Genomic DNA, 26,505 nt, shown 5'->3' on the forward strand with positions numbered 1-26,505 from the left:
CGAGGCCCACCGCCACAGAGGGGCACGATGACCACACTTCAGCACAGTGCGCCGCTGACGAACACAGAGCCCACCGCCTGGGCGGCGGTCCAGGTGCTCCTGCTCGGCGTGCTGGAGTGCACGGTCGGGCTCGGTCCGCTGGGCTGGCTCGCGGGGGTGGCGTACGCGGTCGGGACGCAGGCGTTGTTGAGCGGCGCGTTGCAGCGGTCCGCGACCGGGCTGCTCGGCCCGGCCGACCGCGTCACGCTGGCCAGAGGGCTGCTGGTCGGCGGCGTCACGGCGATGGTGGCCGACGGCTCCGATCACACCGCGGTCCTCGTCGTGTTCGGCGCGGTGGCGCTCTCGCTGGACTTCGTGGACGGTCAGGTGGCCCGCCGCACGGGCACCGCGTCACCGATGGGCGCGCGGTTCGACATGGAGGTCGACGCGTTCCTCATCCTGGTGTTGAGCGTGCACGTGGCGTTCGAGTTCGGGCCGTGGGTGCTGGTGATGGGCGCCCTGCGGTACGCGTTCGTCGTGGCGTCCTGGGGTTTGGGCCGGCTGCGGGGTGCGCTGCCACCGAGTTACGCGCGCAAGGTCGTGGCCGCCGTGCAGGGGATCGTGCTGGTCGTGGCCGCGTCAGGGCTGGTGCCGTACTCCGGCGTGCTGGTCGCGCTCGCGCTGGCCGCGCTGATCTGGTCGTTCGGCCGTGACATCGCCTGGTTGTGGCGCGATGCCCCGGTATCGGTGGAGGGAGTCCGCAATGTCTGAGTCGGCGAGGTCCGGTCCGGCGATGTCCAACGGGATGAAGGTCGGGAACGTCCTGCTCTGGGCGTTGCAGGTGCTCCTGGCCGCGTTCATGGTCTACAGCGGTTGGTCGCTGTTCGGCGACCAGTTCGTCGGCAAGTTCGACAAGATCGGGTTCGGGCAGTGGCTGCGGTACGTGACCGGTGTGCTGGAGATCGCGGGCGGGCTGGGGCTGCTCGTGCCACGCCTGTGCGGCCTCGCGGCGCTGGGTGTGGTGGGCGTGATGGTGGGCGCGGTGGCCACCGAGGTGGTCATCCTCGGCGACCCGCCTGCCGCGGTGCTGCCGGGGACCGTGGTCGTGCTGACCGCCGTGGTGGCGTGGTTCCGCCGCGACACGGTCAAGGCGCTGCTTCAGGCCTTCGGGAAGTAACGCAGCACGGCGACGTCACCGAGCTTGGCCACCTCCTCCAGGTGGAAGCGGCGGGCCGGTCCGCCCGGGAACTCGGCCGGGTTGACGAACCGCGGCGCGGTGGCCTGGCCGATCAGCATCGGCGCGACGGCCATCCGGATCTCGTCGGCCAGCCCGGCGGTCAGGAACGCGGTGTGGATCAGGCCGCCTCCCTCCACCATGAGGCGGTCCACGCCGCGCGCGCCGAGGTCGTCCAGCAGCGCGCCGAAGTCGATGGCGGGGCCGATCGGGACGACGTCGGCCAGTTCGCCGACTGCGGCACGGGCCGGTGCGTGCCCGGCGTCCGTGGTGTAGACGACCTTGTCGCCGCCGTGGTGCCAGAACTTGAGCGTCGGGTCCAGGTCGCCGCTACCCGTCACGGTGACCTTCACCGGGTGCTCGGGACGGCCCGCCGCGACCCGGGCGGCACGCCGTTCCGCGCTGTTGACCAGCAGCCGGGGGTTGTCGCGGCGGATCGTCGCGGCACCCACCAGGATCGCGTCCGACTCCGCGCGCACGCGGTCGACGTGGTCGAAGTCCTCGGCGTTGGACAGCGGGAACCGCTCCGCACCCCGGTCGTCGATGTAGCCGTCCACGCTGACGGCGACGCTGAGCAGGACGTGCGGACGAATCACGCGCCCACCGTACCGACGCGTGAACCGCCCGCGTCTGAACCGCAGACCACCGATCACGCGTTCTACCCAGCAGGACGTGGACGACCGCGGAGGACGGTATGACGGAGCGTGTCGTTGATCATCGTGGCCGTCGGGTCGCGCTCACCGTCCTGGCGTTCGTGTTCGTGGTGTTCGCCCTGGTGGTGCCCGGCGACTTCAACCGGTTCACGGTGGCGGCGTTCCTCCGCATCCCGGTGGAAGGGCTGCTCGGCCTGGTGGTGGTCCTGGTGCTGCGAGGGCGGGCGCGACGGGTGGCGGCGGTGGTCGGCGGGGTCGCGCTCGGCGTGCTGCTCGTGGTGAAGGCGATGGACATCGGGTTCGAGGCGGTGCTGTACCGGCCGTTCGACCTGGTGCTCGACTGGCCGTTGCTGGGTCCGGCGGTGGGCTACGTGGACGTGACGGTGGGGTGGTTCGCGGCGGTCGCGGTGGTGTCGGCGGCCGTGCTGCTCGCGGCGGCGGTGGTGTTCCTGACGGCGAGGTCCGTGGTGCGGCTGACGAGCGTGGTGGATCGCCACAGGCTGTTCGTCACGCGTGCGGTCGCCGTGCTCACGGTCGTGTGGATCACGTGTGCCGCGCCGGGCCTGCAACTCGCGCCCGGTGTGCCGATCGCGTCGCACAGCACGGCCGAGTTCGTCTACGACCATGCACGTCAGGTGCGCGCGGGTCTGGGTGACCAGGAGCGGTTCGCGGAGGCGGTGGCGGTGGACGCGTTCCGCGACGCGGCGGGCGAGGAGCTGCTGACGGCGTTGCGCGGCAAGGACGTCGTGCTGGCGTTCGTGGAGAGCTACGGGCGGGACGCGGTGGAGGACCCGGAGATGGCGCCGCACGTCGGCGCGGTGCTGGACGCGGGCACGCGGCGGCTGGCCGAGGCCGGGTACGCCTCGCGCAGCGCGTTCCTCACCTCGCCGACGGCGGGCGGTGGCAGCTGGCTCGCCCAGGCCACCCTGCTGTCCGGGCTGTGGGTGGACAACCAGCAGCGCTACCGGACGCTCGTGGCCGGCGACCGGCTCACGTTGGGCGGCGCGTTCCGGCGTGCGGGCTGGCGTTCGGTCGGTGTCATGCCGGGCATCACCGAGGCTTGGCCGGAGGGCGAGGTCTTCGGCTACGACCGGATCTACGCGTCCGGCGACCTCGGCTACCGGGGGCCGCGCTTCGGCTACGCGACCATGCCCGACCAGTTCACGCTGTCGCGGTTCCAGCAGGCCGAGCGGGCCGGTGAGCACGAGCCCGTGATGGCCGCGATCCCGCTGCTGTCCAGCCACGCGCCGTGGTCGCCTTTCCCGTCCACGGTCGGCTGGGACGACGTCGGCGACGGCTCCGTCTACAACGCGATGCCGTCCGGTGAGGCTCCGGCGGAGGACATGTTCGGCCGTGAACCCGCGTCGGTGCGGGCCGACTACGCGCGGTCCGTCGAATACTCGCTGAACACCCTCGTGTCGTACGTCGAGACCTACGGCGACGACGACCTCGTGCTGGTGTTCCTCGGCGACCACCAGCCCGCGCCGTTCGTCACCGGCATCGGCGCGAGCCGGGACGTGCCGATCACCATCGTGACCCGCGACCGGGCCGTGCTGGACCGGACCGCCGAGTGGGCCTGGACCGACGGCCTCAAGCCGGGCCCGAATGCGCCGGTCCGCCCGATGGACACCTTCCGCGACCAGTTCCTGACCGCGTTCCGCTAGCCGTCAGCGGCTCAACCGACCGGCGAAGTCAGGTGGTGGTGACCGGAACCGAGCCGGCGGGCGCCGTTCGGCAGGACCACCTCGGCCACCGCGTTGACCGGCACGCGCACGTCCAGCGCCAGCGTGCCGCCGTCACGCCGCCAGGACACCTCGACCCGGCCGCGAACGGTGTCCAGCGCCGCGCTCGCACTCGGCAGCACGGGCGTCGGCGCGACCCGGAACCGAGCCCAGCCCGGCTCCAGCGGCTCGACCCCCACCACCCGCTCGACCAGCCAGGACACCGGTGAGCTGATCGTCGGGTCGTTGCGGCCGCGCGAGTCCGCCTCCCACGACTCCCAGAACGTCGTCGCGCCCAGGTCGCGCAGGTAGCCGTACGACGGGTAGTCGCGCTGCCCGAGCACGAGGTGGGCGAGGTCGGCGCGGCCGTGGTCGGACAGGGCGTACGGGAGCGCGCCGACGCCCAGCGCGCCCGTGTCCAGGTGCCGCGTCGCTTCCACCTCGGCGGCCAGCCGCGCGGCGACGGCTCGCACGCGTCCGGCGGGCACCAGGCCGAACGCCAGCGGCACGGCGTTGCTGGTCTGGCGGTAGGCGGTGGGGATCTCGGTGCGATAGGTGTCCCCATCGAGGAACACCTCGTTGAACCGGCGCGTGATCCCGTCGGCCCGGCCGGACCACGCGGCGACCTGGGCGGTGTCGCCGAGCAGTTCGGCCAACGCGATCGCGTCACGGAGGGTGCGGATCACGTACGCCGTGCCGACCAGCTTGTTGCCCTCGGGCGGACCCGGCGTGTCGCCCGGCCTCGGCGGGTACCAGTCGCCGAACACGTCGTCGGCGATGTCGTCGTCGAGCTTGCCGAGCAGCCACCCGACGTACCGCTTCACGGGTTCGTAGTGCTTCTCCGGTACGGTCCGGTCGCCGTAGGCAAGCCAGTAGCGGCGGACCAGGAACGGGTAGACGCCGGTGGACGAGGGCGTCAGCAGGCCGCCGCCCGCCACCGTGCCCATGGGTGAGATGAGCGGGATCTCGCCGTCAGGGGCCTGGCCGAGCCGGACGTCGTCCAGCCACTTGCCCATCACGGCGGCCACACCGAACTGGTAGAGCAGTGGCTGAGCGGCGCGGTAGGTGCTGCTGGTCCAGCCGAGCTTGCTGTACATGGCCGACGGCTCCAGCTGCCCCCGCAGCCCGTTCAGGGCGGTCTGGTGGAAGGCGTCGGCGATCCACTGGAGCACCGGGTGCTCAACCTTGATGTCCATGGTGTCGGCCACGTCGTTGTGCAGCGGGACCGCCGCCAGGTCCAGCCGGCCCGGCGCGCCGGTGACCTCGACGTAGCGGAAACCCTTGTACGTGAACGAAGGCCGCCAGGTCTCCGTGGTGCCGGTCGCGGTGTACTCGTCCAGCTGGAACCGGCCGTCGACCATCGCGTTCTCCAGACCGCCCGGGGTCTGCGTCTCGATCCGCCCGCTCGCGCCGAGCTTCTCCGAGTGCAGGAGGCGGATCGTGGCGCCTTCCGGCAGTTGTGCGGTGAACGTCGTCCAGCCGGACAGGAGCACGCCGAAGTCGTACAGCCAGGTGTCACCGTGTCGCGTCACGTTCTTCGGCCGGATGACACCCCCGGCGCGCACGGGCTCGCCCGCGTACGCCTCCAGCCTGCCTCCCGGACCGTCCACCCGGGTCGCGGGCCGCCAGCCCGTGGTGTCGAAGCCGGGAGAGGACCAGCCCACGAGGGCTCGCGCGCGGCGGGCGTCGTACGACTCGCCCGCGTACACGCCGTCGGACGTGGTCGGGCCTTCGGTGAGGAGCCAATCCGGGCTGGTGGTGACGGTGACGGCGCGGCCGTCGGTCAGCCGGACTTCGAGTTGCGCCTTCACCCTCGGTTCGGCGATCCAGCGGGCCCGGTCGCTGCCGTCGGTGTCCGCCGCACGCGTGCTGAAGAACCCGCGGCCGAGGGCGATGCCGAGTGCGTTGCGGCCTTGGTGGAGCAGGGCGGTGACGTCGTGCGTGGTGTAGAGGGAGCGGACGTCGAAGTCCGTGGCGGGCGGGGACAGCTCGCCGTCGCCGACCCGTCCGCCGTTGACCCACGCGGTGGCGTGGCCGAGACCGGCCAGGTAGAGCCGGGCGGACGCGACCGGCGCGGGCAGGTCGAACTCGTCGCGCAGCAGCGGGTCGGCGGGTGGGGCCGGCGGGATGCCGCACAGCCAGCGGTCGCCGGTCTGCGGCACGCCGTCGACGTGGGCGGTGCCCTCGGGGTAGGCGTCGTAGGACAGGCCGTACCAGCCCAAGTTCCCCTGTCCGGCGGAGAGTTCGAGGTAGTACGCGCCGGGTTCGAGCGGTTGCGGGAAGTCGAGCCGGCCGTGTGCTTGGCCGTAGCGGTCGCCGGTGAGCCCGTCGAGAACCTTCTCCGCGACGACCGTCCCTTGTGGACCGTCCTGGCGCAGGGACATCACGCAGCGCGCGGTGCCGTCGACCTTGAGCAGCACGGTGAAGCCGGTGTGCGGGCCGTCGGCTCGGAACGTCTGGCCGAGCGTGTGCCCGGCGTCCAGCGGGACGGCGGTGAACTGGCGTGGCGGCAGCACCCGCACGGGCGGGGTGAGCACCGCGCCGGTGCCGATCCAGTCGGCGGACCAGTCGCCGTCCGCGAGCATCGCCGTCTCGAACCACGCGGCCCCGGCCTGCCCCGGGCGTCCGGCCTCGTCCCAGACCTCGACCGCCCAGTGGTACCGGGTCCTGCTCCGCAATGGCGGCCCGGCGTAGACCTGCGCGGTCTGCTCGCCCGACCGGACCTTCCGGGAGTCCCACACGTCCGGTGCGCCCAGCTTCTCCGGTCGGCTGGCCACGACCAGGCGATAGGCGCTCTGGGCCCGCCCGGTCCCGGATGCCGCCAACTGCCAGGAGAACCGCGGCGCGCCGACGTCGATGCCCAGCGGGTCGGCCACGTGCTCGACGGTCAACCGCCGAGCGCGTACCCCCTCGGCCGCCTGAGCCCGCAACGGCACCGCCGCCAACGCCGCCGCGCCCGCCATCCCGCCCAACACGGCCCTGCGCCTGACCTCTGCCATGACCTGACCCCCTGAGTCGGATGTCAGCTTATCGTCCCCAGACCGCTCCGCGCCGTCGTCCGCCCGGAAGCGGCTCCCGCGCGTACGCGCTCCGACGTACTCAGCGGAACGCAGCCAAGTGGTCGCGCACCCAGGTGGCGAAGCTCGTCGCCGGGCGGCCGAGGACCTCGGCGACGTCCTCGGTCACCACGGCGTTGTGCCCGGCCCGCGCCCACTCGACCCCGGTGAGCACGGCGTCCACGGCCGAGGCGTCCATGCCGTGACCGAGCATGTCGGCCCGTGCGGCGTCCGCCGGCACGTCCACGGTCTCGACGGCCCTGCCCAGCGCGGCGGCCAGGATCGCGGCCTGCTCGGGGACGCTCAGCGCTTCGGGACCGGTCAGCGCGTAGGTCTGTCCTTTGTGGTCGGACGTGGTGAGCGCTTCGACCGCCACCGCCGCGACGTCACGCGGGTCCACGACGCCCTGCCGTGCGTTGCCTGTCAGGTTCGGCACGGGGCCACCGGCCGCGATCGGCTGCGCGAACCGCAGGAAGTTCGACGCGAAGCTGGACGGCCGCAGCACGGTCCACGCCATCCCGCTGTCCTGCACTGCCCGTTCCGCCGCGAGGTGCCACCCACCGACGGTCCGGTCGCCGATGGTCTCCCCGGTGCCGATCGCGGACAGCTTCACCACCGTGCCCACGCCCGCTCGCGTCGCCGCGTCGAGCGCCGCCAAGTCGTGGTCCGGCGTGGGCTTCGCGGGTGCCGTGAGCAGGAACAACGCATCGACGCCCGTCATGGCGAGCCGCAGCGTGTCGGGGTCGTCGAAGTCGGCCCGGACGACGTCGAGGTCCGGTGGAAGTTTGTCGGGCGAACGGGTCACGGCCCGCACCCGCTCGCCCCGTTCGACCAGGAGCTTCAAGACTTCACTGCCGATGGTGCCGGTCGCCCCGGTGATCAGGATCATGGCGACGACTGTCCCCGAACGCGTGCCGGTGGGTCTTGGAGATTTCGGCTCAGGTGCGCATCTCCCGCGTCCGCCACAGCACCAGCACGAAGTAGGGCGTGCCGATCAACGAGATCACCAACCCGGCCGGCACCTGCGCCGGCGCGATCACGGTCCGCCCCACCGTGTCCGCGATGGACACCAACACCGCGCCCAACGCCGCCGCCACCGGGATCACCCGCGCGTTGCGCCCGCCGACCAACGACCGCGCCAAGTGCGGCGCGACCAAGCCCACGAACGCCACCACCCCGATCGCCGACACGGCCGTGGCCGCCAGCACACCCGCCGCAGCCAGGATCGCCAGCCGCGACCGCTCCACCCGCATCCCCAACACCCGCGGCGTGTCCTCGTCCAGGCTGTGCAGGTCCAGCTCACGGTGCCGGGCCCACAGCAACGGCGTCAACAACACCAACGCCAGCGCCGTCGGCAGCACCTGCTCCAGCGTCCTCCCGTACGTGGACCCGGACAGCCAGGTCAACGCCTTCGCCGTGTTCCACGGGTCCGACGTCACGATCAGCAGCGTGATCAGCGCCATCCCGCCGGACCACATCGCGATGCCGATGACCACCAGCCGGTCCGAGTCCAACCCCGACCGCCACGCCAGCCCGTAGACCAGCGCGAACGCCACCATCGCGCCGACACCCGCAGCCCCGGCGATGTGCCACGCCCCGGCCATCGGCACGACCGTGATCAACGTGATCGCACCGAGCCCCGCGCCCGCCGTGATGCCGAGCAACCCCGGCTCCGCCAACGGGTTCCGGCTCACCGACTGGATGCCGCACCCCGCCACCGCCAGCGCCGCACCGGCCGCCAACGCCGCCAGCACCCGCGGCAGCCGCTGGTCGACCACGAACGTCAACGCCGTCCCCGAACGCCCGGCCAGCCAGTTCGCCAGGTCACCCAGCAGCACCAGCCGGTCCCCGAACATCAGCCCCGACACCGGCGCCGCGACCACCAGCAGGGCCAGCACCACCGAGATCACCACGAACCGACGCGGCGACCCGGCCACCCCGACCCGACCGGCCGGGGCCTGCCGAGGCGTCCCACTCGACCGACCGCGCCGCGCCAGCCAGATCAGCACGGCCGCACCGAGGATCGTCGTGGTGACCCCGGTCGGCACCCGGATCGCCGCCGCGGAACCCATCACCGCACGCAGCAGCACGTCCGCGCCCAGCACGATCAGCACACCCACGAGCCCGGACACCGGCAGCAACACCCGGTGCCGGCCCAACCCCGGCACGAACGGCGTCAGCAGCCGCGTGATCACCGGCGCGCTCAGCCCGACGAACCCGACCGGCCCGGCCACCGTCACCGCCGCCGCCGTCAACGCCACGGTCAGCAGCACCGCGCCGACCCGCGTCCGCCGCACCTTCAACCCCAGCACGGTCGCGCTGTCGTCACCCAGGGCCAGGACGTCCAGCGACCGCCCCATCACCACCAGCGCCGCCACCGCGACCACCACGACCGGCGTCATCTGCGCGGTCGCGTTCAGGTCGCTCACCGTCAACGAGCCGCTGCCCCACCCGAACAGCCCGCTCGTCTCCTCCTCGTACATCAGCAGCAACAGGATCGTCGCCGACTGCAACGTCAACGCGACCGCGGACCCGACCAGCACCAACCGCGGACTGGTCGAACCGCCGCCGGACAACCCGAGCACGACGACCGCCGCCGCCAACCCACCCACGAACGCCGCCGCACCCGCGGGCAGCGTCGGCAGGCTCAACCCGAACGCCGCGATCGAGACCACGGCCAGGTGCGAGCCCGCGTTCACCGCGAGCGTGTCCGGTGACGCCAACGGGTTGCGCGCCACCGACTGCATCCCGGCGCCGGCGACGCCCAGCGCGACACCGATCAGCAACGCGGCCAGCAGGCGCGGCACGCGCGAACCCTCCAGCACGGCGAGGGTCTGCGCGTCCCCGTTGCCCACCAGGGCGTTGAGCACGTCGAGCACACCGGTCGACGCGGTGCCCTGGGTGAGGTGGACGGCGGAGAGCAAGGCGATGGCCGCCAGGATCCCCGCCGTCACGACGGCGGTGCGCATCAGGCGGTGACGGCCTTCACGAACTGCTCGGCGACGTGCACGACGGACTTCGGGCCGCCGAACGTCCACGTGCCCGGCTCCAGCTTGACCACCTTCTGCGACACCACGAACGGCAGCCGCTGCCACACCGGGTTCTGCGCCAGGCCGGTGGTGAACACGTCGTTCTCGGACGCGCTGTAGAACAAGACCGTCTTCGGGTCGGTGATCGCGGTCAGGCCCTCGACGTCGGTCGCGCCGAGGCCCCACTTCGCGTCGACCTCGCCGGTCCACGCGTTCTTCAGACCCAGCGCCTCGGCCGTTTCGGAGACCTGCGAGCCCTTGCCGAACGGGCGGATGTTGACCGTGCTGCCCTCCAGCCAGCCGTCGGCCATCAGGAACGGCGTGCCGGTCGCGCCCTTGGCCTCGACCGCCTTCTTGCCGTCCGCCAGCGCGGTGTCCATCTCGGCCAGCAGCTTGTCGCCCTCGGCGGACTTGCCGACCGCCTGGGCGATCATCTTCACGTCCTCGCGCAGCCGGTCGAGGTTGCGGGCCGCGTCACTGGCCTTGGTGACGACCACCGGGACGTACTTCTCCAGCTGCCCCACCATGGTCTCGTCCCGACCCTGGGCCATGATCACCACGTCCGGGTTCAGCGCGACGATCGAGTCCACGCTGGGCTCGTTGCGCTTGCCCACGTCCTTCACGTCGGCGGCGAGCGGCACGGACGCGTCCCACGTCTTGTAGCCGGCCGCGTCCGCGACACCCACGGGCATGACACCCAGGGAGGCGACGACCTCGGTCTCGGACCACTCCAGCGTGACGACCCGCTGGGCGGGCGCCTTCAGCTCGACGGCCTTGCCGCGGGAGTCGGTCACCGTGACCGGGCCGCCCGCGGACTCGCTCGGTGCGGTGGTCGGTGTCTCGGTGGTGCCACAGGCGGACAGCAGCACGGCTGCCGCGATCAGGGCAGGGGGCAACAAGCGCATCGCTCGAACCTCTCAGCTTCGGGGGAGTGTCAGACCGGGCGCGGTGTGTGCCGGCCCAGGGGGCGGCAGTGGATCGCGCCGGTCACCGGGTCGTCGGCGACGTGCACCGTGACGCCGTACGCGTGGGTGAGGTGTTCGCCGGTGAGGACGTCGCGGACCCCGCCCGCCGCGACGACCCGTCCCTCGGCCAGCAGCACGACCTCGTCGGCGATGATCGCCGCGTGGTCGAGGTCGTGCAGCACGACGCCCACCGCCACGTCGTGGTCGTTCGCCAGGTCACGCACCACGTCCAGCACCTCGACCTGGTAGCGCAGGTCGAGGTGGTTGGTCGGCTCGTCCAGCAGCAGCACGGAAGTCTCCTGTGCCAGGCACGAAGCCAGCCAGACGCGCTGCAACTCGCCGCCGGACAGCTCGTCCACGCCGCGGTCCGCCATCGCGGTGACACCGGTCAGCTCCATGGCGCGGGTGATGGCGGCGTTCCCCTCCAGGTCCACGCCACGCCACCCCGTCCGGTACGGGTACCGGCCGTAGGAGACGACGTCGCGCACCGACACGCCGGACGGCGTCGGCCGCTGCTGGGTGAGCAGGGTGACGTTGCGGGCGAACTCCTTGCCGGACAGCGCGGAGTGCCCCCACACCGGGCGCTCGCCCAGCTTCACCTGACCCGTGCGGGGTCGGTGCAGGCGCGCGAGCGACCTGAGCACGGTCGACTTGCCGGACCCGTTGGGGCCGACGAGCGCCGTCACGGCGCCCGCGCGCAGTTCGAGCGAGACACCGTGCACCACAGCGTGGTCGTGGTGCGCCAGGACCAGCTCGTCGCCGGCGAGCAGCGCGTCTCCCTTGGACATGAGGGGAGCCTAACCTAAGACGCCAATTCACCCATATGGGCGTGATCTACTGCACTTCACGGGCGATTGCCGTACAGCGGGCATCCTGCGAACAGGTCGTTGTGGTTGGTCAGCGGTACGGCTGGGGAAGTGGTTCGGCAGAGTGCCGTCCAGCATTGGCGCGTTTTGTCGGTTACGAGATCGCGATGACGAGGCCGTGCTCGCTCGTGCGGCGGACGATCCGGTCGGTTTCGTGGACGCCTTGCCGCGACCGGCGGCGGTCGACGAGTTCCAGCGTGCCGGACGCGGTTTCCTGCTCGCGGTGAAGCAAGCGGCAGACCGCGACCGCGCGCGAGGTCAACTGCTGTTGACCGGGTCGACCAACTACCTGGCGAACAAGGGTCTCTCGGAGACCTTGGCGGGCCGTGCCGGGAGGCTGCTGCTCTGGCCGTTGTCGATGGGGGAGCGGCTCGGTGTGCGGGAAACCTTCCTCGACCTGCTGTTCGAGCCGACTCGGTGGCCAGGTCGGTTCGAGCCGTTGCCGCGTGCGGAGTTGATCGGCACGTTGTTGGAGGGCGGGTTCCCCGAGATCGTCACCGAGGGACTCGCCGGACGCCCGCGCCGGAACTGGTTCGAGGCGTACGTGCACGACGTCGTGTCGAGGGAGGCACTTCGCCCGATCGCCGAGGTCCGGTTGGAGGCCGAGCTGCGGAAGCTGCTGCGCCTCCTGGCCGCTCGTACCGGTCAGGAGTTGGTCGTCGCCGGAGTTGCCGGGGACGCCGAGCTCGGCCGTGAGACCGCGTCGAACTACGTGACCCTGCTGGAGTCCCTCCACCTGGTGACCTTGCTGCCCGCGTGGTCGACCAACATCACGAACAGGGCGAAGCGTCGCCCGAAGGTCGTTGTCGTGGACACAGGACTCGCGGCGGATCTCTGCGGTCTCGGCGAGCGGGCGTTCTCACTGTCCGCCGATGGGACTGCGGCAGGTGCGCTGTTCGAGACGTTCGTCATCACCGAGGTCCTCAAGCAGGCGACGTGGAGCGAGCGGAGCGTGGACCTGTCGCACTTCCGCGACCGCGATGGGGCTGAGGTGGACCTCGTCGTGGAGGACCGCAGGTCTGGTGAGGTGGCCGGTTTGGAGATCAAGCTGACCAGCACGCCGACCGCTCGGCACGCCAAGCACCTGGTGATGTTGCGGGACAGGTTGGGAAGCCGGTTCACGACGGGTCTGGTGGTCCACGCCGGATCGCAGGTGCTGCCGCTGGGCGACCGGATCTGGGCCGTTCCGGTTTCCGCTCTGTGGCGGTCGGACAGCTGACCGCGGTGGTCAGCCGCCGAAGTGCCGGCGCGTGTCGGCGACCAGCGACGCGAACAACGCCGTGGTGAGCCCGCCGCCGAACTTCACCGCCGGCTCGTACGCGAACGTCCAGGTGAACCGGCACCCGTCACCCGCCCGTTCCACGAGGTAGTCCTCCCCGAACCGGCGGAACAGCGGCAGGTTGGCCCGCTCCACCCGGAACGACTGCCGCCGCCCCTTCTCCCACCGGAAGAACACCTCGTGCAGCCGCAGCACGCCGAGCACCGTCGTCTTCCGCGTCGTGCCGATCCCGAACGGGCGAGGCGAGGTGTACTCGGCTGACGACAGCAGGCGGCACCACCACAGAGGGTTGGACGCGGTCAGGCCCCGCCAGACACGTTCGGGTGACACCGGCAGGTCCAGCACGTAGCTGCTGCGCTGCGGTGCCGAATCGAAGAAGTCCAGGTCGAACGGCTCCAGGCGGGGCACGTGTCCAGTGTGCCGCTTTCGTGGCGGTTCCACCGCACACCCGCACGGGGGCACGCCGCAACCTGATGGCACCGACAGCGGTAGTCCGGTGCGCCACTCGGGGGTATCCGACGCTCGAACGTGTGGATCAACCCCGCCGGCCTTGGCCCGCGCCGCCCGGCACTGGTTGCGTACACGGGTAGGCCACGCGATCGAGAGGTGCCAGCAGATGCAGCCGTTCCAGCTGCCGGATTTCTACATGCCCTACCCGGCACGGCTGAACCCGAACCTCGAACGCGCCCGTGCGCACACGAAGGCGTGGGCGCACGAGATGGACATGATCGACGTCCCGCAGCACGGCACGGTCATCTGGACCGACGAGGACCTCGACTCGCACGACTACGCCCTGCTCTGCTCCTACACCCACCCGGACGCGACCGCGGCCGACCTTGACCTGGTCACCGACTGGTACGTGTGGGTCTTCTACTTCGACGACCACTTCGTGGAGCTGTACAAGCGCAACCCGGACGTGGCGGGCGCGAAGGCGTACCTCGACCGGCTGCCGCTGTTCATGCCGGTGGACGGCCAGATCACCGAGGAGCCGACGAACCCGGTCGAGAAGGGCCTGGCCGACCTGTGGACGCGCACCGTCCACTCGCACTCGCCCGATTGGCGCCGCCGGTTCGCGGACAACACCAAGCACCTGCTGGACGAGTCCATGTGGGAGCTGCTGAACATCACCGAGGGTCGGCTGTCCAACCCGATCGAGTACATCGAGATGCGCCGCAAGGTGGGCGGCGCGCCGTGGTCGGCGAACCTGGTCGAGCACGTCACGGGCATGGAGGTGCCCGCCCGGATCGCCCTCACCCGCCCGATGGGCGTCCTGCGCGACACGTTCGCGGACGCCGTGCACCTGCGCAACGACCTGTTCTCGTACGAGCGCGAGGTGCTGGACGAGGGCGAGCTGAGCAACGGCGTCCTGGTGCTGGAGAAGTTCCTCGACATCCCCACCCAGGAGGCCGCCGAGGCGGTCAACGACCTGCTCACGTCCCGCCTGCACCAGTTCGAGCACACCGCCGTCACCGAGGTGCCGGCGCTGCTGGACGAGAACGCGATCGACCCGGCGGGGCGGCTGGCCGTGCTGGCGTACGTGAAGGGGCTCCAGGACTGGCAGTCCGGCGGCCACGAGTGGCACGCCCGTTCCAGCCGCTACATGAACGAGGGCGCGGTCACCGCGAACCCGGTGCTCGGCGGCCCGACCGGCCTGGGCACGAGCGCCGTCCGCTCGCTCATCGCCACCGCGCCGCAACGCCTGCGCAGCTTCGGCCACGTGCCGTTCGAAGAGGTCCCGTCGCTGCCGGAGCCGGCCCTCGACATGCCGTTCGAGTTGAGGCTGAGCCCGCACTGGCAGGACGCGAAGGAGAAGAGCGTCGCGTGGACGCGTGACATGGGCTTCTTCGACGACGTGCCCCGCGTGTGGACCGAGGACAAGCTGCGCGACTACGACCTCGCGCTGTGCTCGGCGGGCCTCGACCCGGACGCCACACCGGAGGAGCTGGAGATCTCCGCGCTGTGGCTGACCTGGGGCACCTACGGCGACGACTACTACCCGGCCGTCTTCGGCCGCACGCTGGACATGCCCGCCGCGAAGGTCGCCACCGATCGGCTGAAGCAGATGATGCCGCTCGAAGGCGAGCCGCCCACGCCGGTGACCCCGATGGAACGCGGCCTCGCCGACGTCTGGCAGCGCACCACCGCCTCGATGCCGTCGGCCAACCGGCGGCAGTTCCGGCGCGCGGTGGACCTGATGCTGGACAGCTGGCTGTGGGAGCTGAAGAACCAGCACGAGAACCGCGTGCCGGACCCGGTGGACTACGTCGAGATGCGCCGCAGCACGTTCGGCTCGGACATGACCCTGAGCCTGGCGCGGCTCGGCCACGGCGGGCTGGTGCCCGACGAGCTCTACCGCACCAGGACCATCCGGAACATCGAGAACTCGGCGATCGACTACGCGACCATGCTCAACGACCTCTACTCGTACCGGAAGGAGATCCAGTTCGAGGGGGAGGTGCACAACATGGTCCTGGTGGTGCGCAACTTCCTCGACGTGGACCTGGAGCGGGCGTACAAGGTCACGACCGACCTGGCGAACGCGCGGCTCAAGCAGTTCCAGCACGCGGTCGCGGTCGGGCTGCCGGCGTTGTTCGAGGAGTTCGACCTGGGTCCGGAGACCCGTGACGCCCTGAACACGTACGTCGCCGAGCTACAGGACTGGATGGCCGGGATCCTCAACTGGCACCGCGAGGTCGTCCGGTACCACGACGCCGACCTGGCCAAGCACTTCGGCCACCGGCAGATCGTCCCGCAGACGCCGTACGGCCCGACCGGCCTCGGCACGTCGTCCACCCGGATCCTGGCGCACAACAGGTGACGGAACGGGCGGGGCACTGATACCCGGCCGAGGGCCGACCTGCTCGAGCGAACGCGGCGCCCCAACCGGCAGGGGGCTACCGGTCGGGACGTCGACCCCTCGTAACCGGCGGAGCTGTGGGGGCTCCGCCGCGGTACTCCATCGATCCGCGGTCGCGAGGGACAGCCTGCTCGGACGCCCTGGAGCGAACCTAGGATGAACCTTGAACCGGCTGTTCAAGGGGGCTGTGCGCGTGGAGTTCGGGCTGCTCGGCGGCATCCGGGTGTCGGTGGGCGGCGTGGACCTCGACATCGGCCACACCCGCCGGCGGAGCGTGCTGTCGGCACTGCTGCTGGAGGCCGGGCGGCCGGTGTCGGTGGAACGGCTGGTCGATCGCGTGTGGGGCGCTCGGCCGCCGCTGCGTGCCAAGGAGACGCTGTACGGGTACGTCTCCAAGCTGCGTGCCGCCGGGATCGACATCCGGCGCAGCCCCGACGGGTACCTGCTGGAGCCGGAACGGCTCGACCTGACCGAGTTCCGCGCCCTCGTCAAGCAGGCCCGTGACGAATCGGACGAGCGTGCCGCCGCCCTGTACGACCAGGCCCTCGGGCGGTGGCGCGGTGAGGCGTTGGACGGGCTCGAATCGCCGTGGTTCGCCCAGGTCAGGGAGGCCCTGCACGCCGAACGCGCGGCCGTCGAACTGGACCGCAACGACGTGGCCATCAGGCTTGGCGACCACGCCGCCCTGCTCCCCGACCTCCGCCAGGCAACCCAGTCGAACCCGCTGGACGAACGCCTCGCCGGCCAGCTCGTGCTCGCGCTGCACCTGAGCGGCCGGTCGTCGGAGGCGTTGCGGCACTACGACGCGCTGCGCCGGCAGCTCGCGGACGAGCTGGGCACCGACCCCGGCAAGCCGCTCCAAGACCTCTACCTGCGGGTTCTCGGCCAGGAAGAACGCCGGGAGACCACCGCCGTCCCGCGTCAACTCCCCGCACCGCAACGGTGGTTCACCGGCCGGGAGAAGGAGATCGCCGACCTCACCGACCCGTCGTCCACCGTCGTGATCACCGCGATCGGCGGCGCGGGCGGCATCGGGAAGACGGCGTTGGCGCTGCACTGGGCGCACCGGCACGTGGACGACTTCCCGGACGGCCAGCTCTACGTCAACCTGCGCGGTTTCGACCCGGCCGGTGAGCCCGTCACGCCCCAGACCGCGTTGCGCGGGTTCCTCGAAGCGCTCGGCGTCGACGATCCACCCACCGACCTCGACGCCCAGGCCGCCCTCTACCGCAGCCTGATCGCGGACAAGCGCGTCCTCGTCGTGCTGGACAACGCCCGCGACACCGCGCAGGTCACCCCGTTGCTGCCGGGCGGGGCGCGCTGCACCGTACTGATCACCAGCCGCCAGCAGCTCTTGGGCCTGCTCACGTCCCACGGCGCGCGCTCGGTGACGTTGGACGTCCTCGACGAGCACGAATCGCTCGCGCTCCTCACCGCACGCCTGGGCGCCGAACGCGTGCAAGCCGACGTCACCCGCGAGCTGCTGCGCCTCTGCGGCGGCCTCCCGCTCGCCCTCGGCATCGTCGCGGCCCGTGCCGTCACTCAGCCGGACCTGCCGCTGTCGGCCCTGACCGATGAGCTGAAGGACCACCGCCTGGACGCGTTGGACGACCTCAGCGCCGACCTGCGCACGGTGTTCGCCTGCTCGTTGCGGGTGCTCAGCCCGGCCGCCGCCGAGCTGTTCGGGCTGCTGGGCCTGACGTCGGCGCCGGACCTGAGCCTGCGTGCGATCACCGCCCTCACCGGCCGCCCGGACACGCGCAAGCTGGTCAGGGAGCTGGAAGCCGCCCACCTGGTCCAGCAACACCAGGTCGGCCGCTACCGGATGCACGACCTCGTCCGCCTCTACGCCGCCGAGGTCGCGCCCGTCGACGCCGATCTCACCGGCTTCGTCGGCTACTACGCCGCCACCGCGCACAACGGCGACCTGCTCATCGAGCCGCACCGCCCACCGGTCCCCGCCCCGGACGGCACACCGGCGCCGCTCGCGGACGTCACCGCCGCGATGGACTGGTTCGACGCCGAGTACGAGTCGCTGCTCGCCGCCCAACGCCTGGCCATCGCCAACGCCTGGCACGCGCCGGCCTGGCACATCGCGTGGGCGCTCACCAACTACCACCTGCGGCGCGGGCACGTGGCCGAGGACATCGTGGTGTGGCGGACGGCGTTGGACGCCGCCGAAGCCCTCGGCGACCGGTCCAAGCAGGTGGCGGCGCACAGGTTCCTCGGGCTGGCGTTGACCGACGTGGGCCGTTTCGACGAGGGCGACCACCACCTGCGCCGGGCGTTGGAGCTGGTGGAGGACGACTACGGCAAGGCGGGCGCGCACCGTGCGATGGCGTGGGCGATGGAACGCCGTGGCGACCTGTCCGGCGCGCTGGAGCACGCGGAAGCGCAACTGGCACGGTTCCGCGCGTTGGAGATCCCCATCCGCATCGCCGAAGCGCTGAACGACGTCGGCTACCGGATGGCGAGGCTCGGTGACTACGCCCGTGCCGAGGAGCACTGCCGGGAAGCGTTGGCGCTCAACGAAGAACTCGGTCACGTCGAAGGCGAAGCGGCCACTTCGGACAGTCTCGGCCACATCGCCCACCACCACGGGCGTGACGCCGACGCGGTCGAGCACTACCGGCACGCGCTGAAGCTCTACCGGCAGCTGGACAACTCGTACGAGGAGGCCAGCGTGCTGCGGCACTTCGGTGACGTGCTGGCCGCCGTGGGCCGTGCCGACGACGCCCGTGAGGCGTGGCAACGAGCCCTCACCCTGTTCCGCGCGCAGGGCCGCGTTCAGGACGCCGACGACGTGCTTGAGCTGCTCGCGTGAGCCTCTCGCGTGAGCCGGCGACCAGTCATGTGACAGATGCCCTACCCCTCCCCAGGTCCATAACGTCGGTGCCAGGACACCGAGGGAGGGAACACGGGAATGATCAAGTTGGCGATCATCGTGGGAAGCACGCGGAAGGGCCGGTTCGCGCCGGTCGTGGCGAACTGGTTCGCCGACCGGGCCAAGCAGCGCGACGACCTGAGCGTGGACGTGCTGGACCTGGACGACCTCGACCTGCCGGACCGGCTGCACGGGTTCGGTGAGGAGCCCGCGCCGGAGGTCGCGCTGGTCTCGCCGCGGCTGGCGGACGCGGACGCGTTCGTCGTCATCACGCCCGAGTACAACCACAGCTTCCCCGCGCCGTTGAAGAGCGCCATCGACTGGCACTTCACCGAGTGGCAGGCCAAGCCGGTCGGGTTCGTGTCGTACGGGGGCGTCGGCGGCGGGTTGCGGGCGGTCGAGCAGTTGCGGCAGGTCTTCGCCGAGCTGCACGCGGTGACGGTGCGGGACACGGTCAGCTTCCACGGGGCTTGGGACCGGTTCGACGACACTGGGAACCCGGTGGAGGCGGACGAGGTGAACAAGGCCGCGACGACCGTGCTCGACCAGCTGGTCTGGTGGGGGACGGCGTTGCAGGAGGCCCGCGTGAAGCGGCCTTACGGGGCCTGACGTGCGTGCCATCCGTCTGCACGCGTTCGGCTCGGCGGACTTGCTGCGGTGGGACGAGGTTCCGGACCCGGCGGCAGGGCCGGGCCAGGTGCGGATCGCGGTGCGTGCCGCGGGGGTGCACCTGGTGGACGCGGTGATCCGGCGTGGTTGTGGCCAGTGGGTGCCGTTGCCGGATCTCCCCACCACGCCGGGCAGTGAGGTCGCGGGGGTGGTCGACGCGGTCGGGGCGGGCGTTGATCCTTCGTGGCTGGGCGTCCGGGTGGTGACGCAGCTCGGTCTGGCCAGCGGGGGGTATGCCGAGCTGGCGGTACGGGAGGTTGGTGCGCTGCACGTCGTTCCCCCCGTGCTCGGATTCGCGGCGGCGGTGGCGATGATCTGCACCGGCAGCACGGCGTTGGGTGTGCTGGACGCGGCGGCGTTCTCTCCCGACGACGTGGTGCTGGTGACCGGTGCGGCCGGTGGCGTCGGGACGTTGCTGGTGCAGGGGATTTCGCGGGTCGGGGCGTTCGTCGTGGGCCTGTCCGGGTGTGCGGAGAAGCGGCGGGCGGTGCTGCGGGCGGGTGCGGCGGTCGCGGTCGACTACCGGCGGGACGGGTGGCAGGGGGACGTGGTGGCGCAGTTGGGTGGGCGGGAGGTGAGCGCGGTGCTGGACGGTGTCGGCGGCGAGGTCGGGCGGGGTGCGCTGGACCTGCTCGCGCCGGGTGGTCGGCTGGTGATGTTCGGGGCGTCGTCGGGCGAGTTGGTGCGGGTGTCGACGGCCGACCTGTTCGAACGCTCCCTCACCGCGACCGTCGCCGTCGGGCCGCACGTGGCGAGGCGTGCCGGTGGGCTGCGGGCGTTGGAGGCTCGGGCGCTGGGGGAGGCGGCGAGTGGGCGGCTGACCCCGGTGGTGCACACGTTTCTGCTAGGTGAGGCGGCGCGGGCGCACGCGGCGATGGAGAGCCGGCACACAGTGGGCAAAGTCGTCCTCGTGCCGGACGCCGCGCCGTGCGGTTGAATTCACGCGTCCGTGCAGCCCGATGACGGTCTGTGCAATTATCAGCCGTTTTCCATACCTGGTCGGGTGATGATGTGCGAATGTCTGTTCGACTATTATTCGGGTATGGATGTTTCGCCTGTGTTGTTGACCGAGGACGACGTGTTCGCCGCCATTGCGGAGGTCGAAGCGTCGGTTCGGGCATTGCACGGGCGGCGGTTGGAGTTGTTGGCGAGGGTATTGCGCTGCGGGTACGACCTGGATTCGTACCGGCGATTGGTGCGGGCGAATCCGGTGGAGGTGAAGCAGTGGGTCGCGCAGGTGGAGTTGTTCCTGCCGTCGGTCACGCCGACTGGTCAGCCGTTGCCGCCGCTGTACCCGGTTGCCGGTGCCGCGTTGGTGGAAGGTGAGTTGTCGGAGGGTCATCTGCGGGAGTTGACGCGGGCGGTCACGACGCTGAAGCTGCCGGACTGGTCGGAGGGGATCCTGGTCGAGGCGGCCCGGTCGGTGGAGCCGAAGGTGATCCGGCAGCTCGCCGACCGCATCCGCGACCGGGTCGAGCAGGACGCCGTGGACGAGCTGGACGAACCGGCGGCCGAACCGGCGGCCGAGCCGGCGGACGTGCTGTACACGCGGGATCTTCCGGGTGGGCGGCTGGAGTTCTGGGGCGAACTGTCGGCGGAGACCGGTGCCCGGTTCACCGCCATGCTGGAGCCGTTGGCGACGCCGCGTCCGGAGGGCCCGAAGGATCTCGCGCACCGGTTGGGTGAGGCGTTCGCCGACGTGGTGTCGCTGGCGTCCCGGTCCGGGGATCTGCCGTCGGAGGCCGGGGAACGCCCGCACATCAGCGTCACGGTCGACATCGAGACGTTGCGGCGCGGGGTGGGGCACGCGGTGTTGGACGGTGACCGCTACCTGAGTGCGGCGCAGGCGCGGCGGATCGCGTGTGACGCCAAGGTCGTCCCGGTCGTGATGGGCGGTGATTCCGAAGTCCTGGATCTGGGGCGGACGAAGCGGACGGTGAGTGTGGCGCAGCGCAAAGCACTGCACGCCCGTGACCGGGGATGTGCTTTTCCCGGATGCTCCCGGCCGCCGAAATGGTGCGACGCGCACCACCTCAAGTTCTGGGCCGACGGGGGCGCTACGAATCTGGACAACCTGATTCTGCTGTGCCGCGCGCACCACACACTGGTGCACCATTCACAATGGCGGATCACGATGACCGGTGGTATTCCGGTATTCATTCCGCCGCGTCACGTCGACCCCAATGCCGCTTAGTTAGTGGCCTTGGTGTGCGGGTTGAGGCGAGTGGATTGGTTGGCAGTACTGTTGATCAGTGCCGTCTGCTCGCCGTTTCACCGATGGGATCAGCATCGGTGTGCTGGCCCGTGTGTTCGACCGGGATCTGGTGGACGAGGTGCTCGCGGAAACGGGGCGTCGGGAGAGGCGGTCGCGTCTGCTGCCCGCGCGGGTGGTCGTCTACTACGTGCTGGCGCTGTGCCTGTTCTTCGATGACGGTTACGAAGAGGTGATGCGCAAGCTGGTCGACGGTCTGCGGTTTCTGGGCACGTGGCGGCAGGGGTGGACGGTGCCCACGACGGGGGCGATCTCCCAGGCGCGGGGGCGGTTGGGCGAGGCGCCGCTGCGGGTGCTGTTCGACCGGGTGGCGGTGCCGATGGCCCATGCCGGAACGCGGGGGGCGTGGTTTCACGGGTGGCGGGTGATGGCGGTCGACGGTGTCGTGCTGGACTTGCCCGACACGGCGGCCAACGTGGCCGAGTTCGGCAAGAAGCCGCACAAGGGCGGGCAGAGCCCGTTTCCGCAGGTGCGGATCATGGGGCTGGGCGAGTGCGGCACGCATGCGATCGTGGCGGCGGAGTTGGATTCCTGGCGGGTGCAGGAACGCGGCTTGTGCGAGCGGTTGGTGGCGGCGTTCGAGCCGGACATGCTGGTGCTGGCCGATCGCGGTGTGTTCTCCTACGACTTGTGGCAGCGGGCGCGCCGGAGCGGGGCGCAATTGGTGTGGCGGGTCCGTGACGATGTGGACCTGCCGGTGTTGGGGTGGCTTCCCGACGGGTCCTACCGCAGTGAGCTGCTGCCCTCGAAGGTCAAGGCGGACCTGAAGCGGGGCAAGCGGTCGCGGGCGCCGGAGGGGTCGCGGTTGCCGGTGCGGGTGGTGGAGTACTCGGTGACCGACCGCGGCGGGCAGCCCGAGATGATCCGCCTGGTGGTGTCGATCATGGATCGCGAGGTGGCGCCGGCGGTGGAGTTGGCGGTGCTGTATCGGCAGCGGTGGGAGTTCGAGCTGACCCTGGACGAGATCGAGACCCATCAGATGCCGCATGGCAGGGTGCTGCGGTCGAAGTCCCCGGAGTTGGTCCGGCAGGAGATCTGGGCGTTGCTGCTGACCCACTACGCGGTGCGGGCGTTGATGTTGGAGGCCGCCGAGGGCCTCGGTCCGGACGACGGGCTCGACGTCGACGGGTTGTCCTTCGTCCGAAGTCTCAACGCTGTGCGCCGCCAGGTCACCAACCAGGCGGGTTTTTCCCCCTCACCGCCTGAAGAACGCGATCATCGAGACGCTTGAGGAGATCCGACACCGACGCGCCCGGGGCCGCCGCCACCGCTCCTACCCACGCGTGGTCAAACGCAGCAACGTCGGCAGCAAGCTGATCAAACGCGCGCACCACACAGGCACCCGCTACGACCGGCCACCTGGCATCCACCTCTTCGGCAAGATCACTAACTAAGCGGCATTGACGTCGACCCCGGCCAAAGGCCCCGGCAGAACCTGCTCCACCGACCACCCATGCCCATCGCGGCCTGAACACCCACAACCACACCTCATCTAGGGTCGGAGACATGCTGCACGGGAGGTCCGAAGAACTGGCGGTGGTCGACGGACTCCTGTCCGACGCACGCGCCGGTCGCAGCGGTGTGCTCGTGGTGCGCGGTGAGGCGGGCATCGGCAAATCCGCCCTGCTCGCGCACGCAGCCCAGGGTGGCGGCGGTGCCGGCGAGTTCCGGATCTTGCGCGGCACGGCGGTCGAGTCCGAGTCGGTGGTTCCGTTCGCCGGGTTGAACCTGCTCCTCGGCAGCGTGATGGACCGCGTCGACGCCCTGCCACCCAACCAATCCACCGCCCTGCGCGGCGCGCTCGGCCTCGCACCCTCCGACGGCGGCGACTACTACCTCGTCGGCCTGGCCGTCCTCACCCTCCTCGCCGACCTGGCCGAACAAGGGCCCGTCCTCTGCCTCGTGGACGACGCGCACTGGCTCGACCAAGGCTCCGCGCACGCCCTCGTCTTCGCCGCACGCCGCCTCCAGGCCGAAGGCATCGCCATGATCTTCGCCGCCCGTGACCTGCACGCACCGCCGTTCCCCGCCCCCGGCCTCCCCGAACTGCGCCTCACCGGCCTCACCCCCGAGCACGCCACCGCGCTCCTCGAAGAACACGCCGCCGACCTGCCGCGCTACGTCCGCGACCAGATCGCCCAGGAAGCCCGCGGCAACCCGTTGGCACTGCTGGAACTTCCCGCCGCCCAACGCGAAGGCCACCTGCCCACCGCGCACGGCTACCGCGTCGCCGCCCTCCCCACCCACAGCCGCATCCAGCAGACCTTCGCCGACCGCATCGGCGCCCTGCCCGAACGCACCCGCACCCTCCTCCTGATTGCCGCCGCCGACGACACCGGCGATCCAGGCGTGGTCTTCACCGCCGCCGGCCTGCTCGGCGCGTCCGTGGACGACCTCGAAGTCGCCGAACAACGCCAACTCCTGCGCTCCGACGAAGGCCGGCTGACGTTCCGCCACCCCCTGATCCGCGCCGCCGCCTACCAGAGCGCGTCCCTGGTCCGCCGCCTCGCCGTGCACAAAGCCCTCGCACACGCCCTGGCCGACGTCCTCGATGACGACCACCGCAGCGCCTGGCACCTCGCCGCCGCCACCACCGCACCGGACGAGGACGTGGCCGCCGCCCTGGCCCGCACCGCCGAGGACGCACGCGGTCGTGGTGGGTATGTCGCGGTGGCGTCGGCCTACCAGCGCGCGGCCGACTTGAGCCCGGACCCGGCGCAGCGCGGGCACCGGCTCGCGGCGGCGGCGGGCGCGGCCGGTGCGGCGGGCCAGTTCGACCGCGCGGCCGTGCTCGCCGAACAGGCGTGGGACTTGGTGCCGAACCACGTCGACAAAGCGCGGGTGGCGCGCATCCAGGCCAAGTTGGCCAGTGAGCAGGGACGTCTGGCGCAGGCGTCGCAGCAACTCGTCCGCGCCGCGATGTGCGCCAGGCAGACCGAGCCGGAGCTGGCGGGGGAGATGCTGTTCTTCTCCGCCCAGCACGCGTGGGCCGGCCGTGACCTCGACGCCGTCCGCGAGATCGCGTCACTGGCGGCCGACCTGCCCGGAGCCGAGGACACGCGACTCACCGCGCAGGCGGCCACGGGCCTGGACGGCGGCGACGTGCCCGGCGGCATGGCGGCGCTGCGGACCCTGCTCGGCTCGCAGTACGTCGGCGGACCGGGGAACGCGATCACCGCGTGGTGGCACCTCGTGCTCGGCGACGACCAGGCCGCCTACGACTGGGCCTCCCTCCTCGAACGCCAGTCCCGTGCCCAGGGCGCACTCGGCGTCCTGCCCCGAGCCCTCGCCTACCTGGCACGCGGTCGCCTGCACCTCGGGCAGCACCGTGACGCCCGTGCCGCGGCCGAGGAGGGCATGCGGATCGCGGCGGACATCGGCCAGACGTTCAGCGTCGGCTTCCTGGCCAGCGTGCTCGCCGAACTGGCCGCCATCGAGGGTGACGACGCCCGGTGCGAGGAACTCGTGGCGACTATGACCGACGGCCCGACCCAGTCCGTCCGCGCCGCCTGCGCGCTCGCCCTGCTGGACTTGGGTTCCGGTCGGCACGACGCGGTGCTGGACCGGCTGGCCGACGTCGCCGCCGGCGCGCACCGCCTCTACGCCCTCTCCAGCCTGCCCGACCTGGTCGAAGCGGCCGTCAGGCTCGGCAAGGACGCCATCGCCGAAGACGCCGCCACCTGGTACGACGAGTGGGCGCTGAACACCGGCCGGCTGTGGGCGCAAGCGGTCGCGGCGCGGTGCCGTGCCCTGCTCACCGATGACGAGCAGTGGTTCACCCGAGCCGTCGACCTGCACCGCGCCGACGAAGGCCGTCCGTTCGAACGCGCCCGCACCGAGCTGCTGTACGGGGAGTGGCTGCGCCGGGCCAGACGCAAGGCCGACGCCCGCACGCACCTGCGTTCCGCGTCGGACCTCTTCGAACGCCTGGGCGCCACCCCCTGGGCGAACCGTGCTCGCACCGAACTCCGCGCCACCGGCGAAAGCCGAGCCGTCCCCGGCCCCAACCCACTGGGCACCCTCACCCCGCAGGAACTCCAGGTCGTCCGCCTGGCCGCCGAGGGCCTGACCAACCGCGACATCGGCGCGCAGCTCTTCCTGAGCCCTCGAACCGTCGGCTACCACCTCTACAAGGCGTACCCGAAGCTCGGCGTGACCTCCCGCGCCGGCCTGGGCCGGCTGACCGTCAGCTGATCACGCGGGCGGCGGCCACCGGGCGTTCCCCGGTCGTGAACGTGCCGGCGGACGACGTGTTGACGCTCCACCGGTAGCGGGCGAACCCGCCGGTGGCGTCGGAGGCGTAGAACATCATGTGCCCGTAGCCCGCGCCGTCCGTCTCGGCGGTCGCGTTGAAGATCCGGTTGTCCGGGAACCGGAAGTAGTTGCCCACCCCGAACACGCCGTGCGGCTCGGACGTGCAGTCCACCACCTCCACCGCGTACTGCGTCTCACCGGTGAAGTTCAGGCTCGCGCTGGGCGCCGTGTACACGCCCTTGACCGACCGCACCATCACCACGTGCCCGGTGTTGGTGTCCTGGTCGTTGCGGTAGTCGATGGCGATCAGGTCGCCCGGACGGAGGTCCGCCACCGCGGTGACGGGCTCGAAGTGCGGGATCTCCCGCTCCGCGAACGCCGCCCGGTAGTCGCGCGCGAACGGGCTGGAGAGGCCGAAGTGCCTGCTGAAGAACCCCGGAGTCGCCCACTTGTACGTCCGCTTCAGCACCGCGGTCAGGAAGGACGCGCACTGGCTCTGGTTGACCCAGCCGGACGCGTCACCGGGCGAGCCCCACCGGACCACGTTCGGCTGGTCCGGTTCCTTGTACGTGTTGTTGCCCAACGGGCACGTCGGCAGCGACAGATAGCCCACGAGCTGCTCCGCTTCGAGCAGGTGCGGTGTGGACGTCTGATGTGGACGCGGCACAGGGCCCACGGCCAACGCGGTCGTCCCGAGGGTCGCGGTCACCCCTACGGCAACCGCCGTTCCCCCTAAGAACGATCTGCGCGACAGGTCCATCGTGCGACTCCCCCTTCGATACGGGCC

Annotated in this window: 19 protein-coding genes; 11 read left to right on the forward strand and 8 right to left on the reverse strand. The window is 71.2% G+C overall.

The genetic code is table 11. The annotated features are described in order from the left end of the window. The first annotated feature begins 27 nt into the window (after positions 1–27). A complete protein-coding gene (locus F4560_RS38450; RefSeq protein ID WP_184927966.1) occupies positions 28–750 on the forward strand; it encodes a CDP-alcohol phosphatidyltransferase family protein in 723 nt (240 codons plus the stop codon). Further along, entirely contained in the window at positions 743–1,156 is a 414-nt protein-coding gene (locus F4560_RS38455; RefSeq protein WP_184927967.1) for a DoxX family protein, read from the forward strand. Before F4560_RS38450 ends, F4560_RS38455 begins: the two co-directional genes overlap by 8 nt. Here F4560_RS38455 and F4560_RS38460 read toward each other — a convergent pair. Beyond that, positions 1,138–1,809 (reverse strand): RibD family protein, encoded by a 672-nt coding sequence (locus F4560_RS38460; protein ID WP_184927968.1) that lies wholly within the window; start codon positions 1,807–1,809, stop codon positions 1,138–1,140. The two genes, F4560_RS38455 and F4560_RS38460, sit on opposite strands and share 19 nt — an antisense overlap. Before the next feature lie 98 nt (positions 1,810–1,907). Here F4560_RS38460 and F4560_RS38465 point away from each other — a divergent pair, with 98 nt between their 5' ends. Next, entirely contained in the window at positions 1,908–3,530 is a 1,623-nt protein-coding gene (locus F4560_RS38465; RefSeq protein ID WP_184927969.1) for a sulfatase-like hydrolase/transferase, read from the forward strand. Positions 3,531–3,541: 11 nt separating this feature from the next. Here the strand turns inward: F4560_RS38465 and F4560_RS38470 are convergent, their stop codons facing one another. The 5 genes from F4560_RS38470 to F4560_RS38490 all read right to left on the reverse strand — a co-directional run bounded on the left by F4560_RS38470 (position 3,542) and on the right by F4560_RS38490 (position 11,425). After that, positions 3,542–6,586 (reverse strand): alpha-L-rhamnosidase, encoded by a 3,045-nt coding sequence (locus tag F4560_RS38470; protein WP_184927970.1) that lies wholly within the window; start codon positions 6,584–6,586, stop codon positions 3,542–3,544. Between the two features lie 100 nt (positions 6,587–6,686). After that, the gene (locus F4560_RS38475) at positions 6,687–7,532 is read right to left on the reverse strand and encodes an SDR family oxidoreductase (protein ID WP_184927971.1); all 846 of its coding nucleotides are present in this window, start codon (positions 7,530–7,532) and stop codon (positions 6,687–6,689) included. 49 nt (positions 7,533–7,581) lie between these two features. Then, positions 7,582–9,612, reverse strand: coding sequence for an iron ABC transporter permease (locus F4560_RS38480; protein WP_184927972.1), 2,031 nt, complete (start codon positions 9,610–9,612; stop codon positions 7,582–7,584). Next, the gene (locus F4560_RS38485) at positions 9,612–10,577 is read right to left on the reverse strand and encodes an ABC transporter substrate-binding protein (RefSeq protein WP_184927973.1); all 966 of its coding nucleotides are present in this window, start codon (positions 10,575–10,577) and stop codon (positions 9,612–9,614) included. Before F4560_RS38485 ends, F4560_RS38480 begins: the two co-directional genes overlap by 1 nt. A 29-nt stretch (positions 10,578–10,606) precedes the next feature. Continuing rightward, entirely contained in the window at positions 10,607–11,425 is an 819-nt protein-coding gene (locus F4560_RS38490) for an ABC transporter ATP-binding protein (protein WP_184927974.1), read from the reverse strand. Between the two features lie 196 nt (positions 11,426–11,621). On the opposite strand from F4560_RS38490, the gene F4560_RS38495 reads away from it, so the two are divergent. Further along, positions 11,622–12,722, forward strand: a complete 1,101-nt coding sequence (locus tag F4560_RS38495) for an ATP-binding protein (RefSeq protein WP_184927975.1) — start codon at positions 11,622–11,624, stop codon at positions 12,720–12,722. A 9-nt stretch (positions 12,723–12,731) separates the two neighbouring features. Here the strand turns inward: F4560_RS38495 and F4560_RS38500 are convergent, their stop codons facing one another. Next, a complete protein-coding gene (locus F4560_RS38500; protein ID WP_184927976.1) occupies positions 12,732–13,190 on the reverse strand; it encodes an SRPBCC family protein in 459 nt (152 codons plus the stop codon). Between the two features lie 208 nt (positions 13,191–13,398). Here F4560_RS38500 and F4560_RS38505 point away from each other — a divergent pair, with 208 nt between their 5' ends. The 7 genes from F4560_RS38505 to F4560_RS38535 all read left to right on the forward strand — a co-directional run bounded on the left by F4560_RS38505 (position 13,399) and on the right by F4560_RS38535 (position 25,658). After that, positions 13,399–15,600 (forward strand): terpene synthase family protein, encoded by a 2,202-nt coding sequence (locus tag F4560_RS38505; RefSeq protein WP_184927977.1) that lies wholly within the window; start codon positions 13,399–13,401, stop codon positions 15,598–15,600. A gap of 202 nt (positions 15,601–15,802) precedes the next feature. Continuing rightward, entirely contained in the window at positions 15,803–18,463 is a 2,661-nt protein-coding gene (locus tag F4560_RS38510; RefSeq protein ID WP_246477939.1) for an AfsR/SARP family transcriptional regulator, read from the forward strand. A gap of 99 nt (positions 18,464–18,562) precedes the next feature. Next, on the forward strand, positions 18,563–19,132 hold the full coding sequence (locus F4560_RS38515) for an NADPH-dependent FMN reductase (RefSeq protein ID WP_184927978.1): 570 nt from the start codon (positions 18,563–18,565) through the stop codon (positions 19,130–19,132). A gap of 1 nt (position 19,133) precedes the next feature. Next, complete coding sequence (locus F4560_RS38520; RefSeq protein ID WP_184927979.1) at positions 19,134–20,129, forward strand: zinc-binding dehydrogenase; 996 nt, start codon at positions 19,134–19,136, stop codon at positions 20,127–20,129. A 105-nt stretch (positions 20,130–20,234) separates the two neighbouring features. Continuing rightward, positions 20,235–21,386 (forward strand): HNH endonuclease signature motif containing protein, encoded by a 1,152-nt coding sequence (locus F4560_RS38525; RefSeq protein WP_184927980.1) that lies wholly within the window; start codon positions 20,235–20,237, stop codon positions 21,384–21,386. Between the two features lie 58 nt (positions 21,387–21,444). Further along, a complete protein-coding gene (locus tag F4560_RS38530) occupies positions 21,445–22,695 on the forward strand; it encodes an IS4 family transposase (protein WP_184927898.1) in 1,251 nt (416 codons plus the stop codon). Positions 22,696–22,970: 275 nt separating this feature from the next. Further along, a complete protein-coding gene (locus F4560_RS38535) occupies positions 22,971–25,658 on the forward strand; it encodes a helix-turn-helix transcriptional regulator (protein ID WP_184927981.1) in 2,688 nt (895 codons plus the stop codon). On the opposite strand, the gene F4560_RS38540 is transcribed toward F4560_RS38535, so the two are convergent. Beyond that, a complete protein-coding gene (locus F4560_RS38540; RefSeq protein ID WP_312869725.1) occupies positions 25,651–26,427 on the reverse strand; it encodes a hypothetical protein in 777 nt (258 codons plus the stop codon). The two genes, F4560_RS38535 and F4560_RS38540, sit on opposite strands and share 8 nt — an antisense overlap. Between the last annotated feature and the right edge of the window lie 78 nt (positions 26,428–26,505).

Source organism: Saccharothrix ecbatanensis (genome assembly GCF_014205015.1).
Classification (GTDB): Bacteria; Actinomycetota; Actinomycetes; order Mycobacteriales; family Pseudonocardiaceae; genus Actinosynnema; species Actinosynnema ecbatanense.

Coding starts and splice junctions, on each gene's coding strand:
- F4560_RS38475 (WP_184927971.1), bottom strand. CDS start 7,532: ATGATCCTGATCACCGGGGCGACCGGCACCATCGGCAGTGAAGTCTTG.
- F4560_RS38485 (WP_184927973.1), bottom strand. CDS start 10,577: ATGCGCTTGTTGCCCCCTGCCCTGATCGCGGCAGCCGTGCTGCTGTCC.
- F4560_RS38515 (WP_184927978.1), top strand. CDS start 18,563: ATGATCAAGTTGGCGATCATCGTGGGAAGCACGCGGAAGGGCCGGTTC.
- F4560_RS38490 (WP_184927974.1), bottom strand. CDS start 11,425: ATGTCCAAGGGAGACGCGCTGCTCGCCGGCGACGAGCTGGTCCTGGCG.
- F4560_RS38455 (WP_184927967.1), top strand. CDS start 743: ATGTCTGAGTCGGCGAGGTCCGGTCCGGCGATGTCCAACGGGATGAAG.
- F4560_RS38450 (WP_184927966.1), top strand. CDS start 28: ATGACCACACTTCAGCACAGTGCGCCGCTGACGAACACAGAGCCCACC.
- F4560_RS38505 (WP_184927977.1), top strand. CDS start 13,399: ATGCAGCCGTTCCAGCTGCCGGATTTCTACATGCCCTACCCGGCACGG.
- F4560_RS38525 (WP_184927980.1), top strand. CDS start 20,235: ATGGATGTTTCGCCTGTGTTGTTGACCGAGGACGACGTGTTCGCCGCC.
- F4560_RS38465 (WP_184927969.1), top strand. CDS start 1,908: ATGACGGAGCGTGTCGTTGATCATCGTGGCCGTCGGGTCGCGCTCACC.
- F4560_RS38480 (WP_184927972.1), bottom strand. CDS start 9,612: ATGCGCACCGCCGTCGTGACGGCGGGGATCCTGGCGGCCATCGCCTTG.
- F4560_RS38470 (WP_184927970.1), bottom strand. CDS start 6,586: ATGGCAGAGGTCAGGCGCAGGGCCGTGTTGGGCGGGATGGCGGGCGCG.
- F4560_RS38535 (WP_184927981.1), top strand. CDS start 22,971: ATGCTGCACGGGAGGTCCGAAGAACTGGCGGTGGTCGACGGACTCCTG.